Origin of the sequence: Mesorhizobium sp. M1A.F.Ca.IN.020.03.2.1 (genome assembly GCF_004023205.1) — a bacterium.
Classification (GTDB): Bacteria; Pseudomonadota; Alphaproteobacteria; order Rhizobiales; family Rhizobiaceae; genus Mesorhizobium.
In genome coordinates, this window is record NZ_RZSV01000096.1 from 1 (window position 1) to 20,667 (window position 20,667).

The 20,667-nt window shown below is 60.6% G+C and carries 33 protein-coding genes and 1 pseudogene; 20 read left to right on the plus strand and 14 right to left on the minus strand.

Annotation, left to right across the window (positions count from 1 at the left end; genetic code table 11):
• Positions 1–634, plus strand: a 634-nt coding sequence (locus EOA79_RS16745; RefSeq protein WP_164893871.1) for a YihY/virulence factor BrkB family protein, incomplete at its 5' end; no start/stop codon positions are given.
• Positions 635–1,247: 613 nt separating this feature from the next.
• Here EOA79_RS16745 and EOA79_RS16750 read toward each other — a convergent pair.
• The 4 genes from EOA79_RS16750 to EOA79_RS16765 all read right to left on the minus strand — a co-directional run bounded on the left by EOA79_RS16750 (position 1,248) and on the right by EOA79_RS16765 (position 2,488).
• Positions 1,248–1,427 (minus strand): hypothetical protein, encoded by a 180-nt coding sequence (locus EOA79_RS16750; protein ID WP_082953924.1) that lies wholly within the window; start codon positions 1,425–1,427, stop codon positions 1,248–1,250.
• 82 nt (positions 1,428–1,509) lie between these two features.
• Complete coding sequence (locus EOA79_RS16755) at positions 1,510–1,713, minus strand: hypothetical protein (RefSeq protein ID WP_095824500.1); 204 nt, start codon at positions 1,711–1,713, stop codon at positions 1,510–1,512.
• Between the two features lie 260 nt (positions 1,714–1,973).
• On the minus strand, positions 1,974–2,159 hold the full coding sequence (locus tag EOA79_RS16760) for a hypothetical protein (RefSeq protein ID WP_066999417.1): 186 nt from the start codon (positions 2,157–2,159) through the stop codon (positions 1,974–1,976).
• A gap of 125 nt (positions 2,160–2,284) precedes the next feature.
• Complete coding sequence (locus EOA79_RS16765; RefSeq protein WP_066999415.1) at positions 2,285–2,488, minus strand: CsbD family protein; 204 nt, start codon at positions 2,486–2,488, stop codon at positions 2,285–2,287.
• A 218-nt stretch (positions 2,489–2,706) separates the two neighbouring features.
• Here EOA79_RS16765 and EOA79_RS16770 point away from each other — a divergent pair, with 218 nt between their 5' ends.
• Complete coding sequence (locus EOA79_RS16770) at positions 2,707–3,117, plus strand: HD domain-containing protein (RefSeq protein WP_067325217.1); 411 nt, start codon at positions 2,707–2,709, stop codon at positions 3,115–3,117.
• A gap of 11 nt (positions 3,118–3,128) precedes the next feature.
• Here EOA79_RS16770 and EOA79_RS16775 read toward each other — a convergent pair whose 3' ends face one another.
• The gene (locus tag EOA79_RS16775; RefSeq protein ID WP_127335287.1) at positions 3,129–3,608 is read right to left on the minus strand and encodes a hypothetical protein; all 480 of its coding nucleotides are present in this window, start codon (positions 3,606–3,608) and stop codon (positions 3,129–3,131) included.
• 128 nt (positions 3,609–3,736) lie between these two features.
• Here EOA79_RS16775 and EOA79_RS16780 point away from each other — a divergent pair, with 128 nt between their 5' ends.
• The 3 genes from EOA79_RS16780 to EOA79_RS16790 all read left to right on the plus strand — a co-directional run bounded on the left by EOA79_RS16780 (position 3,737) and on the right by EOA79_RS16790 (position 5,608).
• Complete coding sequence (locus EOA79_RS16780) at positions 3,737–3,982, plus strand: hypothetical protein (protein ID WP_067325210.1); 246 nt, start codon at positions 3,737–3,739, stop codon at positions 3,980–3,982.
• Between the two features lie 32 nt (positions 3,983–4,014).
• On the plus strand, positions 4,015–5,073 hold the full coding sequence (locus EOA79_RS16785; RefSeq protein ID WP_245489889.1) for a PAS domain S-box protein: 1,059 nt from the start codon (positions 4,015–4,017) through the stop codon (positions 5,071–5,073).
• 175 nt (positions 5,074–5,248) lie between these two features.
• Positions 5,249–5,608, plus strand: coding sequence for an SPW repeat protein (locus tag EOA79_RS16790; RefSeq protein WP_066999436.1), 360 nt, complete (start codon positions 5,249–5,251; stop codon positions 5,606–5,608).
• Positions 5,609–5,975: 367 nt separating this feature from the next.
• On the opposite strand, the gene EOA79_RS16795 is transcribed toward EOA79_RS16790, so the two are convergent.
• Together EOA79_RS16795 and EOA79_RS16810 are read right to left on the minus strand one after the other, a co-directional pair.
• Positions 5,976–6,329: a BrnA antitoxin family protein gene (locus EOA79_RS16795; RefSeq protein WP_245322352.1), complete on the minus strand. Its 354-nt coding sequence runs from the start codon at positions 6,327–6,329 to the stop codon at positions 5,976–5,978.
• A gap of 322 nt (positions 6,330–6,651) precedes the next feature.
• Positions 6,652–7,122 (minus strand): Lrp/AsnC family transcriptional regulator, encoded by a 471-nt coding sequence (locus tag EOA79_RS16810; RefSeq protein WP_095824496.1) that lies wholly within the window; start codon positions 7,120–7,122, stop codon positions 6,652–6,654.
• Between the two features lie 141 nt (positions 7,123–7,263).
• On the opposite strand from EOA79_RS16810, the gene EOA79_RS16815 reads away from it, so the two are divergent.
• Positions 7,264–8,019, plus strand: a complete 756-nt coding sequence (locus tag EOA79_RS16815) for a tryptophan 2,3-dioxygenase family protein (protein ID WP_067325194.1) — start codon at positions 7,264–7,266, stop codon at positions 8,017–8,019.
• Positions 8,020–8,287: 268 nt separating this feature from the next.
• Positions 8,288–8,707 (plus strand): DoxX family protein, encoded by a 420-nt coding sequence (locus EOA79_RS16820; RefSeq protein ID WP_067325191.1) that lies wholly within the window; start codon positions 8,288–8,290, stop codon positions 8,705–8,707.
• Positions 8,708–8,719: 12 nt separating this feature from the next.
• Here the strand turns inward: EOA79_RS16820 and EOA79_RS16825 are convergent, their stop codons facing one another.
• From EOA79_RS16825 to EOA79_RS16840, 4 genes are all read right to left on the minus strand, one after another.
• The gene (locus EOA79_RS16825) at positions 8,720–9,025 is read right to left on the minus strand and encodes a hypothetical protein (RefSeq protein ID WP_066999393.1); all 306 of its coding nucleotides are present in this window, start codon (positions 9,023–9,025) and stop codon (positions 8,720–8,722) included.
• 63 nt (positions 9,026–9,088) lie between these two features.
• Complete coding sequence (locus EOA79_RS16830) at positions 9,089–9,358, minus strand: hypothetical protein (RefSeq protein WP_095778279.1); 270 nt, start codon at positions 9,356–9,358, stop codon at positions 9,089–9,091.
• Between the two features lie 177 nt (positions 9,359–9,535).
• Entirely contained in the window at positions 9,536–10,081 is a 546-nt protein-coding gene (locus EOA79_RS16835) for a hypothetical protein (RefSeq protein ID WP_095824495.1), read from the minus strand.
• 139 nt (positions 10,082–10,220) lie between these two features.
• On the minus strand, positions 10,221–10,541 hold the full coding sequence (locus EOA79_RS16840) for a hypothetical protein (RefSeq protein ID WP_095824494.1): 321 nt from the start codon (positions 10,539–10,541) through the stop codon (positions 10,221–10,223).
• A 257-nt stretch (positions 10,542–10,798) separates the two neighbouring features.
• Here EOA79_RS16840 and EOA79_RS16845 point away from each other — a divergent pair, with 257 nt between their 5' ends.
• A complete protein-coding gene (locus EOA79_RS16845) occupies positions 10,799–11,776 on the plus strand; it encodes an IS1595 family transposase (RefSeq protein WP_095824493.1) in 978 nt (325 codons plus the stop codon).
• A 317-nt stretch (positions 11,777–12,093) separates the two neighbouring features.
• Positions 12,094–12,261 carry a DUF1508 domain-containing protein gene (locus tag EOA79_RS16855; protein ID WP_095824491.1) on the plus strand — a complete coding sequence of 56 codons (168 nt, stop codon included), beginning with the start codon at positions 12,094–12,096 and terminating at the stop codon, positions 12,259–12,261.
• On the opposite strand, the gene EOA79_RS32810 is transcribed toward EOA79_RS16855, so the two are convergent.
• From EOA79_RS32810 to EOA79_RS16865, 3 genes are read right to left on the minus strand one after another with little or no spacing between them, the layout of a single operon-like run.
• Positions 12,262–12,417 (minus strand): hypothetical protein, encoded by a 156-nt coding sequence (locus EOA79_RS32810; RefSeq protein WP_164748282.1) that lies wholly within the window; start codon positions 12,415–12,417, stop codon positions 12,262–12,264.
• A complete protein-coding gene (locus EOA79_RS16860; protein ID WP_127335289.1) occupies positions 12,407–13,177 on the minus strand; it encodes a DUF1828 domain-containing protein in 771 nt (256 codons plus the stop codon). Before EOA79_RS16860 ends, EOA79_RS32810 begins: the two co-directional genes overlap by 11 nt.
• Positions 13,174–13,650 carry a hypothetical protein gene (locus EOA79_RS16865; protein WP_127335290.1) on the minus strand — a complete coding sequence of 159 codons (477 nt, stop codon included), beginning with the start codon at positions 13,648–13,650 and terminating at the stop codon, positions 13,174–13,176. The genes EOA79_RS16860 and EOA79_RS16865 overlap by 4 nt, the downstream gene beginning before the upstream one ends.
• A gap of 397 nt (positions 13,651–14,047) precedes the next feature.
• Between EOA79_RS16865 and EOA79_RS16870 the strand changes: the two genes are divergently transcribed.
• From EOA79_RS16870 to EOA79_RS16920, 11 genes and pseudogenes are all read left to right on the plus strand, one after another.
• Positions 14,048–14,434, plus strand: a complete 387-nt coding sequence (locus EOA79_RS16870) for a hypothetical protein (protein WP_095824488.1) — start codon at positions 14,048–14,050, stop codon at positions 14,432–14,434.
• Positions 14,427–14,819, plus strand: coding sequence for a hypothetical protein (locus EOA79_RS16875; RefSeq protein WP_095824487.1), 393 nt, complete (start codon positions 14,427–14,429; stop codon positions 14,817–14,819). The genes EOA79_RS16870 and EOA79_RS16875 overlap by 8 nt, the downstream gene beginning before the upstream one ends.
• A pseudogene (locus EOA79_RS16880) lies at positions 14,707–15,417 on the plus strand (terminase family protein); the annotation flags it as partial. The gene EOA79_RS16875 and the pseudogene EOA79_RS16880, both read left to right, overlap by 113 nt.
• Before the next feature lie 589 nt (positions 15,418–16,006).
• On the plus strand, positions 16,007–16,762 hold the full coding sequence (locus EOA79_RS16885) for a terminase family protein (protein WP_095829036.1): 756 nt from the start codon (positions 16,007–16,009) through the stop codon (positions 16,760–16,762).
• A 70-nt stretch (positions 16,763–16,832) separates the two neighbouring features.
• Positions 16,833–17,087, plus strand: coding sequence for a hypothetical protein (locus tag EOA79_RS16890; protein ID WP_095824484.1), 255 nt, complete (start codon positions 16,833–16,835; stop codon positions 17,085–17,087).
• 717 nt (positions 17,088–17,804) lie between these two features.
• On the plus strand, positions 17,805–18,326 hold the full coding sequence (locus EOA79_RS16895; protein WP_095824483.1) for a hypothetical protein: 522 nt from the start codon (positions 17,805–17,807) through the stop codon (positions 18,324–18,326).
• A gap of 26 nt (positions 18,327–18,352) precedes the next feature.
• Positions 18,353–18,730 carry a hypothetical protein gene (locus EOA79_RS16900; RefSeq protein ID WP_245479201.1) on the plus strand — a complete coding sequence of 126 codons (378 nt, stop codon included), beginning with the start codon at positions 18,353–18,355 and terminating at the stop codon, positions 18,728–18,730.
• Positions 18,731–19,026: 296 nt separating this feature from the next.
• Positions 19,027–19,578 carry a hypothetical protein gene (locus EOA79_RS33600; RefSeq protein ID WP_245322350.1) on the plus strand — a complete coding sequence of 184 codons (552 nt, stop codon included), beginning with the start codon at positions 19,027–19,029 and terminating at the stop codon, positions 19,576–19,578.
• Positions 19,566–19,859, plus strand: a complete 294-nt coding sequence (locus EOA79_RS16910; protein WP_095824480.1) for a hypothetical protein — start codon at positions 19,566–19,568, stop codon at positions 19,857–19,859. The genes EOA79_RS33600 and EOA79_RS16910 overlap by 13 nt, the downstream gene beginning before the upstream one ends.
• Positions 19,860–19,866: 7 nt before the next feature.
• Positions 19,867–20,181: a hypothetical protein gene (locus EOA79_RS16915; protein ID WP_066999353.1), complete on the plus strand. Its 315-nt coding sequence runs from the start codon at positions 19,867–19,869 to the stop codon at positions 20,179–20,181.
• 58 nt (positions 20,182–20,239) lie between these two features.
• Positions 20,240–20,667: hypothetical protein (locus tag EOA79_RS16920; protein WP_128293111.1), on the plus strand; the 428-nt coding region annotated here is incomplete at its 3' end.

A 20,667-nucleotide genomic window follows, 5' to 3' on the forward strand; every position in this document is an offset into this window, starting at 1 on the left:
GGTCAAGCCCAGCGGCGTTTCGCTTTCGCGCCTAGTGCGGGCGAGGGCGGCAAGCCTCGGGCTGGTGGCAGCTCTTGGCTTCATGCTTCTGGTGTCGCTCGCCGCAAGCACGGCGATCTCGGCGCTGAGTGAGGTCATCAACCAGCACCTGCCGTTCGGCGAGCTGATCGTGAGCGCGATCAACACCATCGTCTCCTTCGTGCTGATCGCGCTGCTCTTCGCGGCGATCTACAAGGTCCTGCCGGACCGCAGGCTCAAATGGCGCGACGTCGGCGTCGGTTCCATCGTCACCGCGCTGCTCTTCACCATCGGCAAGTCGCTGATCGGCTGGTACATCGGCACCAGCGCCATCGGCACGTCCTATGGCGCGGCCGGCGCGCTGATGGTCGTGCTGGTCTGGGTTTACTATTCGGCACAGATTTTCCTCTTCGGTGCCGAGATCACCCGCGCCTATTCGGTGCGGAGCGGCAGCCGGCAGGATCTCGCGCCCGTGGTGGCGGCCAGCGACGAAACGTCAAGGTCAGGCAGGTCACCGCAACCGAGCGTGCCGGACGGCGAGGTCGTCAGATGGATCGTCCTCAGCAGCCTGATCACGGTGCTGGTCTCGGAGTTCCGGCGCTGGCGGCAGGGGTGACGCTGCTGGCCGCCGGTTCGAGAGTTGGCCGTTCTCTGCCTGTCGCTCCTGCTGACGCTTTTCGACTTCGTAGGAAAGCCAGCGGCAGAACATCCCGATGATCGAAGTGGCGGCGCCGCCAAGCAGGCAGGCAATCAGCAACGGATTTTGCGAAACGTGCTCCCAACTGACGATCGCCAGCAGCATCACGCTTACCGTTGAGATCGAATAGCCTATGCCCTTGAGCAGATGCAGCGACGATATGGTCATCCCGGCCCGCCTTTCAGGTGCAACAATCAGCGGCAACCGAAGTTCCATGCACCCAGTGCCAGGCGCTTGGCAGCGGTTTCGCCGCTGTGTGCGAGCCGTTGAAACCTTGTCCAGCCGAATGCGTTGCCTAACGTATCAATCGCGGGAGGAAGTCGTCACGATGCCAAAGACAGGGCCAGGTTGGGAGCAGGCCTATCAACCGCTCGAATTCGCCCAAAAGCACGGCCTGACCCTGAGGCAGGCTGAAATCGTCATCCAGACCAATGGACCGTCCAAATACAGATGCGATCTGGCGGCTCCGATCTTTCTCAAGGCGCTGAAGCAGCTCGCAAAGAATCGCGGGACGCCTGGCCGGCAAGCAGCATCAGTGTCGGCTTTTGAGGAACCGGGCTTCGCGCAGCAGCGAAGGCCAGTCGGTTCCGATTAGCTTGATCAACTCGCGGGCATCGTTTTCCGAAATGTCCGCGTCCTTTGCCAACCGGTGGGCGAGCATTTGGACATCGGCCTCCGTTTGCTGCACCTGCTTTCCATCATTTCCAACCATGGCGCGCCTCCTCTCAGATAAGAACTTTCGAGGTGGCCGTATGTTTCATTTTGGCGGCAAGAGGCTGACGCGAACCTAAGGTTCACGCAGGCTTGCGTTTGGCCTTGAGCTTTTCACTCAATTCGACCGGATCGCGGCAGCCGTTCTCAAACAAAATCAGCGCGTGCCTTGCCGCATGAAGCCGCTCCTCACTGTCCGACGGTATGCGAAATGTGCGGCAGTAGTCGTCGAGAGCGGCTGCGAGGATGACCAAATCCTCGGGGTCGAGGAAACCCGGAAAAACCATTGCTCTCCCTCCCGTTGACAGGTGAAAGTGAAAGCGTGGTCCGCGCTTACAAACGCTGGCCTCGGTTTGGGAGTTGCGGATAAGCGCTGGCGGCGGGGTCACATGTTGTGTCACCCTGCCATCAAGCGGAACTTTCTCGCGTCACGGACGGAGCGGTTTGGAACCCGGGCTTTGCCGGCGAGCACAGCACTGTGCGATCCAGGCCGAAGTCCGCTGCGGGTTCGAGAAAGATGGTATCCGATCGCCCGAGGCGATGGCGCCTAGCGCTTCCGCTTTCCGGCGCCGGCGGGCTTAGGCCCCACGGTCACGAGCGCCTCGCGCATTATCCGCAGGGCTTCATCGGGGGTAAGGCCGCATTTGCGGGCAAAATAAATCGCTTCGGAAGCCTCCGATCGCGAGGCTGCGGCGATAACGGACAAGGCCGGTCTCGATTTCTTCTTGGCCATCGGTTCACCGTGCCACGAATCGCTTAATCAACTAATATAACGTCCCTGTTCTGAAATCAAAATTCTGGCTTTCGACGCCGCAGCCCCGATCGGGGCTGCGGGCTCATTTTATCCGGCGGCGGATCTTACCAGCCCTGGCGACTCGCCCAGTCGTCGATGTCGCGGCGGATGCGATCCTTCTCGATGCCGTAGCGCTCTTGAATCTTGCCTTCGAGCTGCTCACGGTTGCCGGCGATGCGGTCGAGGTCGTCATCGGTGAGCTTGCCCCACTGTTCCTTCACCTTGCCCTTGACCTGCTTCCAGTTACCTTCGACGCGGTTCCAATCCATGGTGCAGACCTCCTTTGTGTTTGCGTAAATGCTAACGACTGCGCGGGCCGCGGGTTCCTGTTTTTCGGCCGGACACGAGGGAACATTTGAACGCTGCTCATGTTCTGCCGCAGTATGGCGCGCCGTCCCTGCAAGGCGCGCCGGCGGACCGGGTCGGGCCCCAATCCTGCCCCTCTCGTTGTCCCGTTGGGGCGGGCTTCCAATAGATCGAGGAGATCATGCTTTACCAGGCAGCGAAGATCGCCGAAGAGGCCCATCGCGGCCAGAAAGACAAGACCGGCCGTCCCTTTATCGAACATCTGAGACGCGTCGCCGATGCGGTCGAAACGCTTGACGAGAAAACCGTCGCCTACCTGCACGACGTGGTCGAGAAAGGCGAGGGGTGGACGCTCGATCGGCTCGAGGCCGAGGGCTTCGGCTTTCCGGTCGTCGCTGCCGTTGACGCGCTGACGAAAAGAATGGACGAAAGCGAGCACGACTTTGTCTGCCGTGCGGCGTCCAACGAGCTTGCGCTGCCTGTCAAGCAGGCGGACCTCAAGGACAATCTCTGGCAGGCGCACCAAGCGGGCATCGACCCCGAGAAGTACGAGAACGGACTGCGCCTGCTCGACGAGTTGACCAGCGAGTGACTGGAATTGCTCTAGCCCTTGTCGCTCACCTGCAGCAGATCCGCCGACTCGGGTGAAAGGAGCGAGCGTTCTCGCAACGCCTTTTCCAGGTCGTTGCGGCTGTCAGCCGGGCAGGCGTCGGGCAGGTCGAGCGCCGTCAGCGCCTCTTCGTCGAATTCGATAGCCCCGCCATAGAGCTGAGCCACCTGCATCACCAGACTCTCGATATCCTCGCGGGCAATGTTCTCAGCGAGATTCATCAGCCTGATTTCTTCCGACAATTGGATAATATTGACGATGCCGTTTTCCCGCAAAGCCCGCTGGACCTTGTGGTGAGCGTCGTTGCGCAACCGGTCGGAAAATCCTCGTAACATCGGAAAAACCTCCTTTCGCGGCGGTTCATCCCTCTGCCGGCCATAATGCGCCGACGTCGCTCGGTTGGCAACTAAAAAATGGAAAAGCTGTAAAAAAATCAACAAGTTAGCATAGACCGGCAAATGCGGTGTAGCCATATCGTTAGCACCGCCAGCGTCCCCCGCCTTTGTTGTCTCGCATGACCTTGACGTCTTTTGAGCCGAATCCTACTTTTACTGGCAGTGAGTGACATACTCATTCGTGTCATGACCTGCGGGAGGCTAGGGTGGTTGAATTGGAGCGGCCGCAAAGGCTGCAGATCATGTTGACGGAAGAGGAACTGGCGGCAGTCGAGAACTGGCGCTTCGAGAAACGCATGCCGAGCCGCTCGGCCGCCGTGCGCGAGCTTCTGCGAAGGGGCCTCGCATCCGAAGGTTTCCTGACAGCCGAGACCGGCATGAAGTCGCAGGATTTCGGCGTGCTGGATCCAGCAAAGGGGAATGGCGAAAATCCTGACCCCTCCAAGGCTTAGCCGCTTGCTATGAGATTCGGCCGCGCTAACTAATGCCCATGGTGACATCCGGGGGCAGGGAATTTGAAGATGCCAGCGCCAATGCGCGTCTGGCCGCCATTGTCGATTCTTCCTTCGATGCCATCATCGGCAAGGATCTGAACAGCACCATCACCGACTGGAACCGCGCGGCAGAACGCATGTTCGGCTACAGGGCAGAGGAAGCCATCGGCCAATCGATGCTGCTCCTTATCCCCGAGCATATGCACGACGAGGAGACCGACATTATCAGCCGCATCCGCCGGGGCGAGGGCGTGGCAAATCTCGACACGATGCGAAAGCGCAAGGACGGCTCACTCGTTGCCGTTTCGGTAACGGTGTCGCCGATCAGGAGCCTTGCGGGCGAGATCGTCGGCGCCTCCACGATCGCGCGCGACATCACCGCCGCAAGGGAAAATGAGCGCCGCATCCGGCTCCTGATGCGCGAGGTCAACCACCGTGTGAAGAACCAGTTCGCGGTGATCCTGTCGATGGTCAGGGAAACCAACAAGCGTTCTGCCAGCCCCAGCGAGTTCGAGGAGATGATCCGGGCCCGGATCATGGCGCTGTCGCGCTCGCACGATCTGCTGGTTACCTCGGAGTGGGCAGGCGCCAGTCTCTTCGACCTGATCCAGGAACATCTGAAACCGTTTGGTCATGAGGAGCGCATCTCGCTTTCCGGCCCGCTTTTGACGCTGCAGTCGAATGCCGTGCAGAATCTCGGCATGGCCTTCCACGAGCTTGGCACCAACTCGTCGAAATATGGCGCGTTGGCAGGCGAGGGCGGGCATGTCGAGATCACCTGGACGGTCGAGACCGGCCCGAAGGCGCAGCGCCACTTTCAGCTTGTCTGGCAGGAGAGGTCGAATGGCCATGCCAATGGCGAGCCAGACGAGACGGCGCGCAAGGGTTTTGGCACCGTGGTGCTGCAGCGGGTGGCGCCGCAATCGCTCAGCGGCTCCTCCAGTCTCGAGCGCTCGTCCGGTGCGTTGAAATGGTCGCTGACGGCACCGCTCGAGGCCATTGTCATGCCACAGCTGGGCGCTGAGAGCGGAAGCGACTTTTACGGATGAGGGTCCGTTCCGGAAATCGAATGCATTTGCCGTAAGGGGCTTGTGCGGCGCGCAATACGGCTACCGCGGAAGGTTCCCTTGTCGCTCCGTAAAAATGTATTACATCATGTAACATAGCGTGCGCATTGCACGCGAATGCAGTTGCTTTGGTCTGGCTTCATCGATGGAGGTTGTCATGGCAAGCAAACTGATGGAAGAAAGGAAGAGCAAGGACTGGGTTATCCTGGTCCTCGCGATCTGCCTGTTCATCTCACCCTGGGTCATCGGATTCACCGCGGCAATGATGCCCGCGTGGAACGCCTGGATTGTTGGCGTCCTGCTCGGTGCGCTGGCGCTCGCGACGCTTTCGGTGTTCGCCGAATGGGAGGAATGGGTAAATCTCGTGCTCGGGCTCTGGCTGATCGTGTCGCCCTGGCTGCTGGGCTTCGCGGCGGACAGGAACGTAATGCTCACGCACGTCATCCTTGGCGTGCTCGTGGTCGCGGCATCGGCCTGGGCCGTCTGGGACGTCCGTCATCCCCACGCGCATGCGTGAGCGGTGATTAAGGGAGCCCGCCGCGCAAGCGGCGAGCTCCTTAGTAAGGCGATTCCAGGAAAAACGTGCAGCCGGTTTTCCGGCCGGAACTGCATGGTAGACCAATCGGGGCACGGGGCTGAGCAACGGTTGCGAACCTCACGCAATTGCTGCAACCGGAAACCTTTTCGTGCATTCTTGGGAATGGCACCGATGCTCCATCCCGATCAGCCTGCCAAATGCTGTTCCTATTGCGGCGGCCGCGATCACGAGTTCGAGGCGTGCCCGAAGCGCAAGGCCGACGCCGAGAAGGAAAAGCCGCTGCGGCAGCCCGAGCCGGCCGGCCTGCTTCAGGCTGACCTGAGCACCGCCAACCTGCCAGGGCAATCTAGCGAGCGTGGCGCTTTAGTTTCGCGGCCTTGCGCAGATCGTCGTTCATCCGCGTCTGCCAGCCGGGACCTTGGGCGCGGTAAGCGCTGACCACATCGGGGTCGAGCTTCAGCGAAACGGCCACTTTCTTGACTTCGGCGCGCGGGCGGCCCGGCTTGCGGCGCGGCAATGTTTCCGCAGGCTGCGCATCCGGATCGGCCAACGCCGCCGCCCTGATCGCCGCATCTTCCTGTTCGGACATGCGCGAAAGCGCGGCCCGGGCGATGCCGAGGGCTTCCTCGCGGGTGCGCCTCGGCGGGATTGCTTCCCGGTGCACGGGCGCGGAGCGGGAACGACTAGAGGTTTTCGACATAACTCTCGATCTCCTTCTTCGTGGCCCGTCGCAGCGAAATCACCCGGATCGTTTCGCCGCGCTCGACATAGACCATCACACAGACTGACAGGCCGATGATCCCGGTGGCGACCAGGCGTTCCTCGCCATAGTCCGTGCTGTCGTCGATGGCGACGACCGCGTTGGCGAATCGAATTCCGGAGCGAGCTCGAAATCGATGCCGTGCTTGGCCTTATTGATCTTAGCCTTTGCGGCATCCCATTCGAAACGCATCGCCCCCGCCCGTCTCGACAATTAAGGTATTTACCGAAATTACCTTTGATTGCAAATATTCTTCTTGTAATCATTCCCTTAGCGCATGCGCCGCTGCATCGGCGAACGAGATGTCGCCCTTGATCTCGCGCATCGCCATCGAGGTGACGGTGCGGCGCACGCCGGGCAGCCGGCTGAGCTCCTCGCGCAGCATCCTGTCCAGCGCCCGCATGTCCACGGTGACGATCTGCAACAGATAGTCGGCCTCGCCGGTCGTGGCATAGCAACGGCGGATCAGCGGGTGCTTCCTCACCGCCGCCTCGAAGGCGTCCGACACCTCGAAGTCGATCGACACCTGGATGAAGGCCTCGATGTCGAAGCCGATCGCGGCCGGATCGATGCGGGTGGAATAGCTGCGGATGATGCCCTGATTCTCGAGCGCCTTCACCCGTTTCCAGCACGGCGTCTTGCTCAGTCCCACCTCTTCGGCCAACTCGCCGAAGGAGATGCGCGCGTCGCGCTCGAGTGCTGACACTATCTTGCGGTCAAGGGCATCAAGCATAGTCCGTTCTCCGATGTCGCGACAATGGGCGCTGATCGTACTCCAATTTCCGCTATTTGGATAACAGAAAGGAACAATGTTCAAGCCGGAAGCGCTATCCTTGGCTGCCTGCCGAACATGCCCGCGCGAGGAGGATGAGCCATGGACAAGTCGGACTATCACGCCCGCATCGAGGCGCCCGAAATGCGCGACTACGGCGTCTATCTCAAATGCGACCAGCTGCTCGCCTGCCAGAAGCCGCTCTCGCAAATGGTCAATGCCGACGAGCTGCAGTTCCAGATCGTGCACCAGGTCGAGGAATTGTGGATGAAGCTCATCGCCTACACGCTGGTCGACGTGCTCGACTATCTGGAGAGGCAAGACACGCACCGCATCATCACGCTGATGGGCCGCGTGCACCGGCTGGTGCGCATGATGACGGCGCAGCTCGATCTGCTGGAGACGATGTCGCCCAAGGAGTACCAGCAGATCCGCCTCGAGCTCGGTAATGGCAGCGGCCAGGAATCGCCAGGCTTCAAGCTTATCCTGCGCCTGCCGCCGGACCTCTGGCGAGCCTTCAAGCATTCCTATCTCGACGGCCGCGGGCTTTCCGTCGAGGACGTCTACGACGCTCACTACGACCATGGCGATGCTTATGTCGTGGCCGAGGCGTTGATCGAGTTCGACGAGCTGTTCCAGAAATTCCGCGCCAACCACCTCTATCTCATCCACCGCTCGATCGGTCTTGGCGCCAAGTCGCTGAAGGGTCGCCCGGTGGAGATCCTGGAAGGCGGCGCCCGCCACCGCTTCTTCCCCGAGCTCTGGGACATACGCTGCGACATGACCGACCGCTGGGGTGCGGCCTACGGCACCGTGCGCGACTCGATCAGCCACCCGCCGCACGCGAAGGCGGGCTGAGCTTTCCTCGCCCCGCGCGAACAGGGGAGAGGTGGCGCGGCGTAGCCGCGAGGGAGAGCGCCCTCGTTGAGCGCCGAGCTTTGCTGTGGGCTCGCCGTCTGGCGGTTCGTCCCGGCGTCGCCGGCGCCTCACCGGCTGCTGCGCGGCGACTCTCCGCGGCCTGCAGTGGGGGTGAGGAAACAAGTGAAGCAAAAATTCCAGCCCCCTGTCGGAATCATTGCCCTTCCTCCGTCCTTGGGCATCAACAGCTTCGAACCGGAGGGACAACGTGGAAACGCAATCGGCCTGGCAGACCGCCGCCATTCTCATCGCTCGCCTGATCTTCGCCGCCGTCTTCGCGATGGCCGTGACCTTCAAGTTCATGGATATGGGCGCCACCGCTGGCTACATCGCCGCCGCCGGGTTTCCGTTCCCGCTGTTTCTCGCCTGGTGCGCGGCGATCCTGGAGGTGCTTTTGGTGATCGCCTTCCTCACCGGCGCCTTCTTCACGCCGGCGGCGCTGGTCGCGGCAGTTTATGTGATCTTCCTCGGCTTTTCATTCCACGGCCCGTCGCACTGGACCGGCAACCAGGCCGAGTTCGGCTTCTTCGTCGATCATTTCACTTTCCTCGCCGGCCTTTTCTTCGCCGCCGTGCATGGGCCGGGCAAGTTGCTCGCCGTCCGACAGGGTTGGCCGGGCCGGGCGTGAGGCGCCGCCACTTCACATCTGATCGTTATAGGGTTCCTTCATCTGCCCGACCATGCGCGCCAGCTTGGAGAAGGAAGGCATGTCCGCTTCCGGCTGGCATTGGTTGGCGAGCTCGAGCAGGCGGATCGGGAAGTTGATCGCATCGCGGTTCGACGCCGAAATCGCCTCGGACCGGTCCTCGCCTGTCTCGACGGCCTCGGCCTTGCGCAGCGCGATGTCGATCTCCTCGACCGTCAGCACCCCCTTGCGCACCAGAGTATGGTTGATTGCCGCGACGGCCATCAGCAGGCCCTCGAGTTGCAGATTGGCGACGTTCATGGCGCTTCCTCCCATTGACCTCGCTTGAAAACGCATGAGCGGCGTTTCCGATCCGGGACCGCCTTAGGCCTCCATCAGGCGCACGCCGTATTCGGCCCAGAGCTGCTTGATCTCGCGGGCGCCCAGCGGCGGGGTCGAGCGATCTCCATAGGAGATGGCCACGGCGCTCAGATCATATTGGCCGTCTGCCTCGGCGATGAAGCGGATGGCTTCGCCAAGCGGGCGCGAATGGAAGACCGGATCCGCCTGGCCTCGGCCAAGACTGCGAACGCCTGAAATACCTGCTGGCGCATGCCGCATCCGAAAGACCGATGCCATGGCGGATTTGTCCATGCCCGCTCTCCGCGATTCCCCTTGGGGAATGATTCCATAAGGTCCGGCTAATGACCAGCCCAACCGGGCACACCAACGACAACCGGGCACACCAACCCGCCGCTATGGAAAGGCCGGGCTCTGGGCCCGGCCTCCTTCAGCGGCCTGCGCTGCGGCGGCCGTGGGGGCGCGATTGCTCTATCGGGTCCAGGGGCGGGCCCAGTCGTGGTCTGTGTCCGAGTTGCGCGCCATCGCCATGCCGATCAGCAAGCCGACCAGGCCGCCAAGAACCATGGCGGTGGAAACGGTGCCGGGATTCTGCTGCACGGTTTCGGAAACGCTCTGGGCCTGGCTTCGCAACTGCCTTGCCGCGCGTGAGGCGCGATCGCTCGCGCCGCCGTAGAATTCAGAAGCTCGGTCGGCCGCGCCGCTGTAGAGGCCGGAGGCCCGGTCGGTCGCGCTCTGGTACCACCCTTGCGTCGCACTGGCGGCTTCCTCGGCCTGATCGGCAAGCGCGCGGTTGAGCCGGCTCACCTCGCGCTTCAATTCGGCGATCTGCTTCCTCATCGCCGCTTCCGAAGCGGCTGAAGATCTGGCGCTGGTGCGCGAAGCGCTGCCGCTGCGGGCAGCGCTGCTGCGGCCCGGATTGCTTCGCTCTGTGCCGCCGCCCTGGGACGTCGAGCTGCCGTTGCGCGCGGCTGCTGCGTTCGTGTCCTTACCCTGGTTGGTTTCGTCGTCTGCCATGGGTCTCTCCTTGCTGAACTCTGCAACGGCTCACGCCCGACCTTGCAACGGCTCACGTCCGCCATGGTTCCCTTCCAAGCAAAGGGCCGTGGAGCGGAACTCCACGGCCCTCGCGCGACGAAACTGCCGCGTCTCGTTACTACTTGCCGCAATGATTATCGTTGACCGACGGTGTAGCCGTGCCAGGCGACGTGTGAGTTGCATCCGGCTGGGCGCCCTGCGGCGTCGCGGGGCAATTCCGATCGGCGTTCGAATTCATGCTGTCCGTGGTGATGCTGCCCGTCGTGCCTGTATCGGGCGCCATCTGATCAGGCGGCGGATTGGCAGGCGTGGTGGGGTCCACCGTGATGCTCTGGCCGCTGCCCGCCGTGTCGGCGGTACCGCCCGTTGCATTCTGAGCCATCGCAGCCGTAGCCAGACCGATGGTCAGAGCCGATGCCGCAAGAATCTTGATGAGCATGATCTTCTCCTTCTTGTGCGAGATCGTTTCTCTGTTCGGGAGTCTGTCGCGTCGCGACTAAGGGTGGAACCCCTCGGCCCGGAGGTGGTTCCGAGAAAAAATTTCTGGAACTTTCAGACCTGGGCCACAATTTATCGGTGCGCGAGCGAAAGTCGCTTCCCGGCAAGGCTGCAGACACGCAGCTAGGAAAATTTACCTAATTATATACTTGACGTACCAGACCGGATTTGCGATAACAAACGCAAGGAGTTACCACAATGTTCGATCTAACCGCCGAGATTTACCACGACGCCGACAGGGCCCGCGAACACTTGGAAGCCATCCATTGGCCGCATGGTCCGTTCTGCCCTCATTGCGGTAACGCCAATCCCGAGCGCATCACCAAGCTTGCGGGCAAGTCCACTCGTCCCGGCGTCTACAAGTGCAACGAATGCCGCCAGCCGTTTTCCGTGACGGTCGGCACCGTTTTCGAGCGCTCCAAAATCCCGCTCAACAAGTGGGTTCTGGCGTCGCATCTCTATGCCTCATCGAAGAAGGGCATGAGCGCGCACCAGCTGCACCGTATGCTTGGCGTCACTTACAAGACCGCTTGGTTCATGGCCCACCGCATTCGCGAAGCCATGAAGGAAGACGTTAAGTCGTCTGGCCCGCTTGGTGGCGAAGGCAAGGCCGTAGAGGTTGACGAAACTTACATCGGCAAACGCGAGACGCCTCGCAAGCCGTCGCCGCAGCGTATGGGCCGTCCCTATCTTAAATCTGGCGGCAACCAGAAGCGCACCGTCGTCGGTCTGGTCGAGCGCGGCGGCAGCGTTCGCATGTTCCATCTGAACGACGCCACGGCTTCGACCGTGCGCGATGTGCTGGTGCGCAACGTTGATCGCAAGTCGATCCTCTACACCGACGCCTCGCGCCTCTACACCCGTACTGGCGAGGAATACGCCTCGCACAAAACCACCAATCATGCGAATGGCGAATACGTCCGCTACGAAGGCGACGAGACGATCCATTCGAACACGATTGAGAACGTGTTTTCCGTCTTCAAGCGCGGCATGGTCGGCGTCTACCAGCATTGCGGCGAAGCACACTTGCACCGCTACTTGGCCGAGTTTGATTTCCGCTACAATCGCCGCGCGGCGCTGAAAGTCTCAGATGCAGAGCGCGCCGCCGACTTGCTTCGCATGGCGCGCGACAAGCGCCTTACCTATCGGCGGATTGGTGAAGCCGATCACGCCTAAGCAGAAGGCGCGAAAGCTGCTGGCAAAACGCCGTCGCAACCGTGAGTGATGCGACAATTTGACTCGGTTGCAGACCGCGAATCAGTTATCTCTGCGAAATTGCGTTCCGAATGAACGCGGTAAGGCGGGCGACTAAACCGAACCTCGCAGGAATTCGGGCGATCACCTCACCCTCACATTTTCCGAGGGCGAGGGCCGACGCGCGCCGTTTTGCATCCTCCCACGACCGCGCCGGTATCTCGATGTTCCATTCAGCGCCTTCGTACCGATAGCTGAACAGGAACGGCTTGAACTCTTGAACCAAAGGAACTGACCGCATGCATTATCGCCTTTACAAAGATAGCATCAATCAATGGCGCTGGCGTCTGATTGCCGCCAACGGCAAGACCCTTGCAGATAGTGGCGAAAGCTACTGGAACAAGGCAGACGCGCAGCACGCCATCAATCTCGTAAAAGGATCGTACAACGCTCCGGTTTATGAGTAATTAACCATTCTTCTTAGGCTTCTTGAGGGGCGGCGGCTTGCGTTCGTCGCCCTTCTCTTTGGGTTTATTGCCGGTCCTGTGGTCTGGCGGCGTATTCAAAAGGCGGCGCAAAATCTCGTCGCCCTTCCTCTCAACGGGCTTGTCCTCAGTGGACATGTCGATACACCTTTTCAACGACCTCCAATCGACCGCCGCCCCAATCCCCGATCTCTAAATCGGAGTTGATGGCTATCGACCTGTTTCGCTGCGAAACTCTCGCGCCGTTCATGTCCTCGAAGATAAGGAACGCCTTGAAGTCATCAATGCCTTTTATCTGAAGTTCCTTCTGGAAAAGCACAGCCTGGAGGACCGACACGTCGCTTACGCCTGCAAAAATGGCGATATTCCTGCCGTCCCTATGAGCCACCAAGATGTCCACGATGTATTGCGGCAGGCGAGGAATGGGGGCTTGGCCAAGAATGATTTCCGCCTCTCCCTCGAAGCGATCTTGAATGGCAGACGCGAGGTCTTCCTTGAACGTGCTACGAACCTTGTCTCGATTGAGGAACAAAAGATCCTGCACTCTGAGAAGGAACGACAAAAACTCAGGTATGCGTGAAGCTACGCGATCTATCGTCATCCATTCCGTAGCGAATTGGGAATCGTCATCGTCAAGGAAGGCGCGGTGCTCGGTAAGCAGAGACGCCAGCAGCGCGCGCCTGTTTTCGGAACCTAGGTCTAAGCCCATTCCCTGCAAGTCCGCAACGAGCAATCCGCTATCTTCAAGCCTCGCCTGCCCCTTTTCCTCGCGGATAAAGAACGTCAAAGGCTCCCCCGAGAACCACGTCCAAGGGGTGAGGACCGAATACCCTACAGGCACCTTGCGAACCTTAAACCCTTCGCAAACGACCTCGCAAATTTCCTCAGCGAGGCTCATATCAGTTCTCCTTGCGGCTCGAAGCGGTAGCGTCTCGCGGCCACCGAGAGTGCACTCTCCTTCGTCACGTCAAATGCTACAGAGCATTCGTTAATTCTAAAACGCGGCCACGCCCTGAAAGTGTCCTTGTCCCGCCAAACGCCGGCAAAAATTTCCTCTATCGGGCCAGCCGAAAAATGGCAGTGCCAGTTCCAATGATCGGTATGCAGTTCATGATGGCACACCACCTTTAGGTGCTTTGGCTCCTCCACCGCCAAGACCGCTCGATAGGTTTCCTTCTCCGCGCTGAACGCGATAAGGACGCGAAACTTCTTGCCTAGCGCGTCAAACTTTACGATGCGCCACGAATAACCCCTCCCGAGATGCAGACTGCTGGTAGTAAGTGGCCACGCCGACGGTGGTATCTTCCCCTCTTGCCATGCACCTATAGAGACATTGGACTTCTGAGCCCTAATTACGTCCACCAAACGCATCCGCTCGCTTCCCCGCCTTTAGTTGACGAAGATGTAGCGGACCACGAACCGGCCTGTCACGCTCGAATCAGTATAGGAAAATATCCCTTAGTACGTCAAGTATATAATTAGGAAAATTTACCTAAGAGCCTTGTCAGGTGAGGGCAGCTCTGCTATGATTTTATCCATGGTGCTGATTTGCGCCAACGACCCGCCAGCCGGCGGGTTTTTTTGTGGCTCCTCACCTTGGGGGCTTCGCCAGTTGGCGAGGCGACGGGACAGCATCCTCCTGTGGCGTGCCAGCCATATCCCCCGCAAGAAGGGGATCGATGGTCCCCCTTGCGGGCGAGATGTCCGGCAGGACAGGCGGGGCGGGAACTCGACCTTTTTAGTTGAATCCAATCTGCGGAAGCTCTGCATGCCACGCTATGCCACCATCATCACCGGCGACGACGGCGCCGAAATCGTCAGCGCCATCGGCGAGTTCGCATCGTTCGGCGAGCCGCCCCGCACAAGCCGCGTCGAGGCAGTCGCGCCGGGTGTGCGCATCGGCATGGTGCGCGGCGGTCCGGTCGACGCGATCGCCGGCTTCGGCTTTCCGCGCCAGGGTCTCGATCCGTCGGCCATGAGAGCCGCCGCGGCGAAGCTGAAACGAACGGAGCCGTTTTCCGGACAGGTCGATCAGCCCTCCGCGCCGAAGGCCGCCCGCGCCAAGCCGCGCAAGAAGCCGGCGCGCAAGCCCGCCAAGTGGCGTGCGGTTCGTTCCGCCGGAACGCCGGAAGCCGATGCAGCCGTCAATGGCTGACTGCGCAGGCAAGGCGCGGCGCGCCGGCGCCCGAACCGCTGGAGCGAAGGCTGAGCCGGCCGCCGCGCCGATAGCCAGGCGCTCGAAAAAGACGCTGGGCGACGATTTCGCCGCGGCGCTGCGCGCTGATTTCCGCGCCCATGGCGCCGGCGTCATCGCCGCGGTCAGGGCGGAAAAGCCCGACCAGTATCTGAAGGTCGTGCTGACGATGCTGCCCAAAGAGTTCTCGCAGGGTCTCGATGCGAACCAAAACAGTCTGGGCCAGTTGAGCGATGAGGAGATCCGCAGCCGCATCCGCTGCCTCGAAGCGAGGCTGCGGCCGTTCCTCGATGATAGCGACCTATTTGGCGCTGCTCGAGGAGATGGACCGACGCCGTCAACGTAACCTTCTTGCTGCCTACAGGCCATACCAAAGGCAGTCCGAGTTCCACGCGGCGGGGGCAAAAAACCGCGAGCGCCTGTTCATGGCCGGTAACCAGCTCGGCAAGACCAGGGCAGGGGGCGCCGAATGGGCCATGCACCTCACCGGCCGCTATCCGGACTGGTGGAGGGGCAAGGTGTTCGACACGCCCGTCCGGCTCTGGGCCGCCGGCGTCACCGGCGAGGGCACGCGCGACAATCCGCAGCGTGTGCTGGTCGGCCCGCCGCAGCGACAGGCGGAATGGGGCACCGGCATGATCCCGGCCGACGCCATTGCCGAAACGACGATGGGCCGCGGCGCCCCTGGAGCGCTGGACAGCGTCGTCGTGCGCTGGGGCGGTGGCGGTGATGTGCAGGCGGGCGAAAGCGTGCTCTCCTTCAAGTCCTACGAAAAAGGCCGCGAGAAATGGCAGGGCGAGACGCTGCACGGTGTCTGGTTCGACGAGGAGCCGCCGCTGGACATTTATTCCGAGGGTCTGACCCGCACCAATGCGACGGGCGGGATAACCATCGTGACTTTCACACCGCTGCTCGGGATGTCGGATGTGGTGCTGCGGTTTTTGTCGGCGGAGGCGGTTCAGGGCTTGGGTTCCTCGCCCCCGCAAGGCGGGGTGGCCGCGAAGCGGCCGGAGAGGGGGTCTTCGTAGGGCGACAAGCTTACGAGTAGCTTTCCGCTCTTGCATCGACAGCCGGCGCTGCCCCCGCTCCGTCGCAGCTTCCGCCGCGCCACCTCCCCCACGTTCGTGGGGCGAGGAATTGGAGCCAAAAAATACGGATGAAATCTGATCAGGGATATTTGCTGCCCGCAAGCTGCCTAGCGCGAGCCTTAGGGTCGGTCGCTTTCCGGGTTAGCGGTTGGCACCATATCCTTTCGTCACGAGTAATTGGATTGTACCAGACATTGCATACTTTGTTCGGTGTGTCCGGGATACAAACTTTGCGTTGGAACCCCCTGAACTCGTGAATCCCGCAGGTCTGCTTGCTCGTGTCATAGGGCACGTTCGACTGGCAGGCTGAGGCGCTCGCGGCAATGGCCACGACGATTGCAATGCGGATCATGTATCTCCCCCGTTTCATCAGGAACTTCGCATTGATGAACAGTATTATCAACGACAATAGTTGGTTGGGGCAGATAATTACGACGAGACTAATATGTCCCGACACGTGACCTTCATGACCATCGAAGATGCCGGGCACTATTCGCCCGAGCAGCGCGCGGAAATTATCGCCGCCTATCCGGAGCATGAGCGCGAGGCGCGCGCGAACGGCATTCCGGTGCTGGGCTCCGGTCGCATCTTCCCGGTGCCGGAGGAGATGATCGCCTGCGAGCCGTTCCGGCTGCCGCGCTGGTGGCCGCGCATCGGCGCGCTCGATTTCGGCTGGGACCATCCTTCGGCCGCGGTCGAGCTTGCCTGGGACACCGAGGCCGACATCGTCTATGTCGCCAAGGCCCACCGCGCCGCGCAGCAGACGCCGGCGATGCAGGCGCTGGCGCTGAAGTCCTGGGGCGAGTGGCTGCCCTTCGCCTGGCCGCGCGACGGCCGCCGCGAAACGCTGGAAGGCGCCGGCGTTGCGCTCGCAAAACAATATGCCGCGCATGGGCTGACCATGCTCTCGGGTCACGCCCGCTTCGCCGACGGCTCCGTCTCGGTCGAGGCCGGCCTGATGGACATGCTCGACCGCATGCAGTCCGGCCGCTTCAAGGTGTTTTCCACGCTTCACGCCTGGTTCGAGGAGTTCCGCCTCTACCACCGCAAGGACGGCCAGGTCGTGAAACTGCGCGACGACCTGATGGCCGCGACGCGCTATGGCGTGATGATGCTGAGGGAAGCGGTGGTCGACCCGGCGGAGTTCAAGGCGGCGCGGCGGCCGGCGGCGCAGAGCGATCCGCTGGGCGCGTTTCGCTAAGTGGTAACAGAGGCAGGGGACATGGCGAAACCCGTACGGTATTGTCCGCGGCATTCAGGGGGCAGGCCGCATGATCTTTTCGACGATGTTCCGTTCTATCAAGATGGCTGTTAGTGGCGAGGTCATTCAGCGGATCGATACGCCAATTATGGACGGCCACTGCACGATTTCCCTGCGCCTGAAGCGCGATAGAAAAGGCCGCAAATATGTGGTGCTGGCTGGCATAGCCAGCGGCAACTACCAGTATTATCCAATGGAGCTGGAACAGTTCAGGCAGGTCATCGAAGCGGCCCTCGCCATACAATCTGCGACTGCTGCCGAGTAGCTGGCTCAGCTCCGTACAGGACAGGGCGATCCGCTGGGGGCTTCCAGGTAGGGCAGAACCTCTCTCTTCGTCATACTCGGGCTTGACCCGAGTATCCATGCCGTGACCCTTGCCGTGGAGTGCAGCGGTGCAGAATTCTGCAACCGTGTCAACACCTTAGCGTCACGGCATGGATCCTAGGGTCTGCGCGCGTCGCTTCGCTCCTCGCTTCGCCCTAGGATGACGAAGAGCCGTTCCGGCCACCCCAGCACGAGCGACTTCTAGCCTCTCCAAAATCCTCAATCCAGCAAGTCGCGCACGCGCCGCCGCGCTTCCGATCGGCTGCGATCGCCTGCGCGCCCTTTTTCCAAAGCCCAGTCGTGCACCGACCCTGCTACCCGGGAAGCTTTATCTCAACAGCTAGACCAAGCTGGGATTTATCAGCCAACCGACATCGATCCGATCACTACTGCGGCGACAGGGGAGCAATCACCTTCTTCGGAGGCTTCCGGCGAACCCAAGTCTGCAGTTCGACAGGCCGCAGAGGGTTTCGGCAATTACCTCAGCGAGAGCTTTGAGGCCCTTGGCCGTGCCCCGCACGGCATTGGGCTGATTCTGCAGGATCTGCGCGATTCGCCTTGGGACTTCCTTGAGCAACTGCCGGTCACCTCCGGCTCGGGGGCTGTTGCCGAAGGGCGCTTTGCGTCAGAGGCAGCCGGCGAAGCTGTTGCAAAAGGCTTGGCGATTTTCCGCGACGGGGCGGCCAAGTTTACCAAGCCGCTCGAGAAGTTTGCGACGAGTGGTTCGCGCGCCAAGTCGGGGCTCGCCGCTGATGCCGCGGTGGCTCGCCAAGCGGTTGAGACGAAATCTCTGGTCAAAGCCGCGGAGGATGCTGCCTACCGTGTAGGCACCGGCGCCAAACTCAAGAAGGGCGAGGTTCTTGAGATCATAAAGTCGATCGCAAGAGATCCTTCTAAGGTAAAGTATCAAGGGGCATCGTTCGGGAGGGCTGCCTCCAAAAATTACCGCAAAACATTTCTTGATGCGAACCCGAATCTGCAGGGAGAAGTTGTCGTACACCATGCTGCGGAGCGACAGATATGGGAGAGATTTCCAAGCATCGTCGCTGCAAACGAGGAGCACTCTCTTCAGAATCTTCGTTTACGAGGCGTATCCTCAGCCAACACGTCAGCAAATTCTGGATTACGTTACATCGACAAGAAATACGGGCATCTGTTCAATCCTCCGATAGGTGAGTGATGCAATATTTTAAGATACGGCCGCACGTGGCTGGTGGTATTGGCAAAGGCACGGTTCTCGACTCGAGCGTTCATCCACCGATGGTAACCAAGCTCCACTACAAGGTAGAGGCATGGTTCGGGGATGTGATTGTTGCGACGTTTCCTTGTTTCCTCGTCACTGAAGAAACCCAGCGCGCGCTGCAGAAGATGGGCTTTTCAGGCGCGACGTTCGCGGACGCTGAGGTGACGACCTCGGAAGAGTTTCAAGAGGATCAACCCGGCCTGGAACTGCCACATTTCGTTTGGTTGAAAGTGAATGGAAAGGCGGGTCAAGACGACTTCGGGATCGCGGTGCCCTTCCGCCTCGTCATCTCGGAACGCGTTCTTGATCTGCTTGAATCGTTGGGCATTTCGTTGCGATAGTCGAACCTTACGACGACGAATAGCATGGGAATTGGCGGTAAGTTCCGGGCGTATGCCACTGATTCAAATTACGCTAGGAAGCTTAGGCATTAGCTGAAGGAATTGCCGTGATGCCTCAGGCACCCTCCGCCGATAAAGCGGATAAGTGTGAAGCATGAAAGGCGAATATTCTCTGAGGTTGGATTCCCAGGGTTTGAGCATCGAAGTGGAAAATCTGCGGATCACCGATTCTTGCGGAACGACCGACCGACGCGCTCGGCAATTGGCCCAAACATCGCCTGTTTGTCCTTGGTCCAATGCATATCGAAACAGGTGACGAGACGGTGTTTCTGGCACATGCCGTAGAAAATTTCTGCGCCATCCGCCGATGTGCCGGAAATGACGACAACGGATGGTTTATCAAGATTATATGTAACTCGGCCAGTATCACCTACGAGCTGCTTCTTGATATAATCGAAGGGGCTCTTTTTATTAGTATCGGCTCGGTACTGGCGAAGCTGAACGCCCGGATACTTCTCGGCTCGAACGCTGGGCCTAAGTTTTCAGCGAATCCACCAAGCAATCGAGACTCCCCGTCAGCAAACAAGGCGGGAATCTCGATCTTGCTTCCGCCGCTGACGGAAACTGTCCATTTAGTGGCTTCCTCGGCCGCAGCAAATGGCGCCCACAACATCAAGAAGCCAAGTGCGAACACGACTGCTTTCACGGCGTTATCCCCCGGCGACATTCGCGGAACGATGTCGGCGCTGCTGAGCAATCGACATCTTCATCGCCAAACATTAGGCTATGCACCCATAGCGTGTGTGGTTTGTTGGTTCAATCTGGGGAGGCTGTCATGGGGAAAATAACGAAGCTGCTGGATGTCGTTGGGAGGTTGTCGGATTTTGATGAAGAGGACACGATCTATGTGTCGGAGCCTTGGACAGAAGACTCTGATGCAATGGTTGCGACCGCGCCCGATGATACTATGGTACCACCAAAGGCGGCGGCCAAGGCGGGTCTGACATACTTCATCGAAATATTCATCGCGATCGAGGTTATAGAGGGGTGGATCGCGTCGCAGAAGGAAAAGCCCAGCCTCTCGGCGATCTGCGACAGGCTGATTTATTATGCCACCTATGATGCGTGAGGGGTAAATGTCGGACGACAAGCGTTATGAAGGAAAGCCGCTGCTCAGGCTTCTGGAGTTTTATGTGCTCAAGGCGATTGGAGAACTGTCTCAGGAATCCGAAGAGTCCCTGGACGCCATGGCGCCGAAGTTGCAGGCCATCTATGGCGGCGATGGACGGTGGGATGACGCGATCGCCAAGGCTCTTCACATGCCCGACACGATGCCAGAGGCGATCCGGGATATGTGGAAGAAGAATCTCAAAATCGCCCACAACAACAAGGTAACGCTTACGCCCCAACAATTTGCCGAAATGTTCGTGGACAACAACTTCGCGGGCTGAGATTCCGGTAACGGAGTCCCCTGGCGACGGCTTCGCTCTCGACCACGAAAGCCCATCCATGCCCACCCGCATCGTCCCCGCAACGCTGCGGGATCTCTCCTACATCGCCGCCAACCTGCGTCCCGAGGACCGGGCCGAGATCGACTGCCAGCTCGACCATTGGTCGCCGGCGCTGCTGGCGCTGACGGCGCTGCAGGGCTTTGCCTATGTCGCCGAGCTCGACGGCAATCCAGAGGCCGGCTTCGGCGCGGCCGAGCAGCGGAGCGGCCTTTGGATCGCCTGGAGCTGGGGCACGCGCCGCATGAAGCGCTGCGTGCCGGAAATCACGCGCTTCTTCCATGCGGTGCTTGGGACCCGGGTCGCGGCCAAAGGCGCCTGGCGGGTCGAGGCGAGGGCGCTTGCCGAGAACGAGCTTGCGCTACGCTGGCTGGACCGGCTCGGCGCTACCCAACGCTGCCGCCTGCCGGGTTACGGCAGGAACGGCGA

Excerpts from the sequence above, each read along its gene's own strand:
- EOA79_RS16750 (WP_082953924.1), bottom strand. The coding sequence starts at position 1,427 with ATGGTTGGAAATGATGGAAAGCAGGTGCAGCAAACGGAGGCCGATGTC.
- EOA79_RS16755 (WP_095824500.1), bottom strand. The coding sequence starts at position 1,713 with ATGGTTTTTCCGGGTTTCCTCGACCCCGAGGATTTGGTCATCCTCGCA.
- EOA79_RS16760 (WP_066999417.1), bottom strand. The coding sequence starts at position 2,159 with ATGGCCAAGAAGAAATCGAGACCGGCCTTGTCCGTTATCGCCGCAGCC.
- EOA79_RS16765 (WP_066999415.1), bottom strand. The coding sequence starts at position 2,488 with ATGGATTGGAACCGCGTCGAAGGTAACTGGAAGCAGGTCAAGGGCAAG.
- EOA79_RS16770 (WP_067325217.1), top strand. The coding sequence starts at position 2,707 with ATGCTTTACCAGGCAGCGAAGATCGCCGAAGAGGCCCATCGCGGCCAG.
- EOA79_RS16775 (WP_127335287.1), bottom strand. The coding sequence starts at position 3,608 with ATGGCTACACCGCATTTGCCGGTCTATGCTAACTTGTTGATTTTTTTA.
- EOA79_RS16785 (WP_245489889.1), top strand. The coding sequence starts at position 4,015 with ATGCCCATGGTGACATCCGGGGGCAGGGAATTTGAAGATGCCAGCGCC.
- EOA79_RS16790 (WP_066999436.1), top strand. The coding sequence starts at position 5,249 with ATGGCAAGCAAACTGATGGAAGAAAGGAAGAGCAAGGACTGGGTTATC.
- EOA79_RS16795 (WP_245322352.1), bottom strand. The coding sequence starts at position 6,329 with ATGTCGAAAACCTCTAGTCGTTCCCGCTCCGCGCCCGTGCACCGGGAA.
- EOA79_RS16810 (WP_095824496.1), bottom strand. The coding sequence starts at position 7,122 with ATGCTTGATGCCCTTGACCGCAAGATAGTGTCAGCACTCGAGCGCGAC.
- EOA79_RS16815 (WP_067325194.1), top strand. The coding sequence starts at position 7,264 with ATGGACAAGTCGGACTATCACGCCCGCATCGAGGCGCCCGAAATGCGC.
- EOA79_RS16825 (WP_066999393.1), bottom strand. The coding sequence starts at position 9,025 with ATGAACGTCGCCAATCTGCAACTCGAGGGCCTGCTGATGGCCGTCGCG.
- EOA79_RS16830 (WP_095778279.1), bottom strand. The coding sequence starts at position 9,358 with ATGGACAAATCCGCCATGGCATCGGTCTTTCGGATGCGGCATGCGCCA.
- EOA79_RS16835 (WP_095824495.1), bottom strand. The coding sequence starts at position 10,081 with ATGGCAGACGACGAAACCAACCAGGGTAAGGACACGAACGCAGCAGCC.
- EOA79_RS16840 (WP_095824494.1), bottom strand. The coding sequence starts at position 10,541 with ATGCTCATCAAGATTCTTGCGGCATCGGCTCTGACCATCGGTCTGGCT.
- EOA79_RS16845 (WP_095824493.1), top strand. The coding sequence starts at position 10,799 with ATGTTCGATCTAACCGCCGAGATTTACCACGACGCCGACAGGGCCCGC.
- EOA79_RS16855 (WP_095824491.1), top strand. The coding sequence starts at position 12,094 with ATGCATTATCGCCTTTACAAAGATAGCATCAATCAATGGCGCTGGCGT.
- EOA79_RS32810 (WP_164748282.1), bottom strand. The coding sequence starts at position 12,417 with ATGTCCACTGAGGACAAGCCCGTTGAGAGGAAGGGCGACGAGATTTTG.
- EOA79_RS16860 (WP_127335289.1), bottom strand. The coding sequence starts at position 13,177 with ATGAGCCTCGCTGAGGAAATTTGCGAGGTCGTTTGCGAAGGGTTTAAG.
- EOA79_RS16865 (WP_127335290.1), bottom strand. The coding sequence starts at position 13,650 with ATGCGTTTGGTGGACGTAATTAGGGCTCAGAAGTCCAATGTCTCTATA.
- EOA79_RS16870 (WP_095824488.1), top strand. The coding sequence starts at position 14,048 with ATGCCACGCTATGCCACCATCATCACCGGCGACGACGGCGCCGAAATC.
- EOA79_RS16875 (WP_095824487.1), top strand. The coding sequence starts at position 14,427 with ATGGCTGACTGCGCAGGCAAGGCGCGGCGCGCCGGCGCCCGAACCGCT.
- EOA79_RS16885 (WP_095829036.1), top strand. The coding sequence starts at position 16,007 with ATGTCCCGACACGTGACCTTCATGACCATCGAAGATGCCGGGCACTAT.
- EOA79_RS16890 (WP_095824484.1), top strand. The coding sequence starts at position 16,833 with ATGATCTTTTCGACGATGTTCCGTTCTATCAAGATGGCTGTTAGTGGC.
- EOA79_RS33600 (WP_245322350.1), top strand. The coding sequence starts at position 19,027 with ATGCATATCGAAACAGGTGACGAGACGGTGTTTCTGGCACATGCCGTA.
- EOA79_RS16910 (WP_095824480.1), top strand. The coding sequence starts at position 19,566 with ATGGGGAAAATAACGAAGCTGCTGGATGTCGTTGGGAGGTTGTCGGAT.
- EOA79_RS16915 (WP_066999353.1), top strand. The coding sequence starts at position 19,867 with ATGTCGGACGACAAGCGTTATGAAGGAAAGCCGCTGCTCAGGCTTCTG.